General features: G+C 71.5%; 2 protein-coding genes. One reads left to right on the top strand and one right to left on the bottom strand.

What is annotated here, in order from left to right; all coding sequences use genetic code 11:
• A partial coding sequence (locus GH736_RS22250) for a phosphoketolase family protein (RefSeq protein WP_162529597.1) occupies window positions 1-1,551 on the top strand: 1,551 nt, incomplete at its 5' end.
• A gap of 64 nt (window positions 1,552-1,615) precedes the next feature.
• On the opposite strand, the gene GH736_RS22245 is transcribed toward GH736_RS22250, so the two are convergent.
• The coding region (locus tag GH736_RS22245; protein WP_159607143.1) for a hypothetical protein at window positions 1,616-1,861 on the bottom strand (246 nt) is incomplete at its 5' end.

Genomic DNA, 1,861 nt, shown 5'->3' with positions numbered 1-1,861 from the left:
ATCGTGCTGCGCACGCCCAAGGGCTGGACGGGCCCGCGCATCGTCGACGGCGTCCAGGTCGAGGGCACGTTCCATGCGCACCAGGTGCCGCTCTCGGGCGTGCGCGAGGACGCCGACCACCTCGCGATGCTCGAGGCGTGGATGCGGTCGTACCGGCCCGAGGAGCTGTTCGACGCCGACGGACGGCCGGTCGCCGAGCTCGACGCGCTGAGGCCGACCGGCGACCTGCGCCTGAGTGCGACGCCGCTTGCGAACGGCGGCATCGCCCGGCCGATCTCACTCCCGCCCACCGCGCCGTTCGCCGTCGAGGTCGACCCGGCGAAGCGGGGCGCGAACGGCGAATCGACCTCGGTGCTCGGGCGATGGCTCGCCGACGTCATGCGGGACAACCCCGACGACGTGCGACTGTTCGGCCCCGACGAGGTGCTCTCGAACCGGCTGGGCGGAGTGTTCGACGTCACGTCGCGCACCTGGGCCGAGGCGCTGCATCCGCTCGACGAGCACCTCTCCCGCGACGGACGGGTCATCGAGGCGCTGAGCGAACACCTGATGCAGGGCATGCTCGAGGGCTACCTGCTCACCGGCCGACAGGGACTCCTCACCAGCTACGAGGCGTTCATCCACATCGTCGACTCGATGTTCAACCAGCACGCGAAATGGCTGGAGTCGGCGACGAAGGTCCCCTGGCGCGGCGACCTCGCGTCGCTGAACTACCTGCTCTCATCGCACGTGTGGCGGCAGGACCACAACGGCTTCTCGCACCAGGACCCCGGATTCCTCGGCGTCGTGGTGAACAAGCAGGCGGAGATCGTGCGCGTGTACCTGCCGCCCGACGCCAACACCCTGCTCGCGGTGATGCGGCACGCGTTCGACACGCAGAACCGGGTGAACGTGATCGTCGCCGGCAAGCAGCCCGAGCCGCAGTGGCTCACCGCCACCGAGGCTGACGCGCACGTCGACGCCGGCATCGGCGTGTGGGCGTGGGCGGGCAACGAGCCCGGATTCGACCCCGGCGACCCTGCGGCATCCGTCCCCGACGTGGTGCTCGGATGTGCCGGCGACGTGCCGACCATGGAGGTGGTCGCCGCCGCCCAGCTGCTCCGCCAACGCCTGCCCGACCTCGCGGTGCGGGTCGTGAACGTGGTGGACCTCATGCGCCTGCAGGATTCCTCGCATCACCCCCACGGGCTCAACGACCTCGCGTTCGACGCGATCTTCACGCGCGAGGCCCCCGTGGTGTTCGCCTTCCACGGCTACCCGGCGCTCGTGCACCAGCTCGCGTACCGCCGCACCAACCACCGCAACCTGCACGTTCGCGGCTTCGTCGAGCGGGGCACCACGACCACGCCGTTCGACATGCTGCACCTGAACGACCTCGACCGGTACCGGCTCGCCCTCGACGTGATCGACCGGGTGCCCGGCCTCGCCGGACGAACCGGCGTGGCCGAGATCGCCGACGAGTGGCACGCCGCCCGGGCCGCCGCCCGCCAGCACGCCTACGAGCACGGCGAGGACCCCGACTGGATCAGCGGCTGGCAGTTCGGCCGCTGACGGGGTCGGGCGTCCCGAATCCGGGACGCCCGACGGGTCATGTGTGCTCGCGAGGTGGCTTCAGCTACGCGTGGCAACCCCAGCGGTAGGTGTCGCCGACGAGGATGGGCACCATCTCCTTGCCGGTGCACGGGCCGCAGTCCTCGTCGCGCGGTGCCGGTGGCAGGCCCGGGTACAGGCTCGCGTCGAAGCCGTTCGACGCTGCGGCGGCGACATCGACGGAGGCGCTCCCTCCGGTGGCCTCGGTGTCGTCGGACTCGAACGCGGACGCGGCGTCGTCGGCCTCGGCCGCGGCGGCGCTCGCGGCGAC

It is taken from the genome of Agromyces humi (assembly GCF_009720255.1).
In the GTDB taxonomy this organism is placed as follows: domain Bacteria; phylum Actinomycetota; class Actinomycetes; order Actinomycetales; family Microbacteriaceae; genus Agromyces; species Agromyces humi.
The sequence above is the reverse complement of the archived record's forward strand: the minus strand, read 5'-3'. Positions and strand labels throughout refer to the sequence as shown.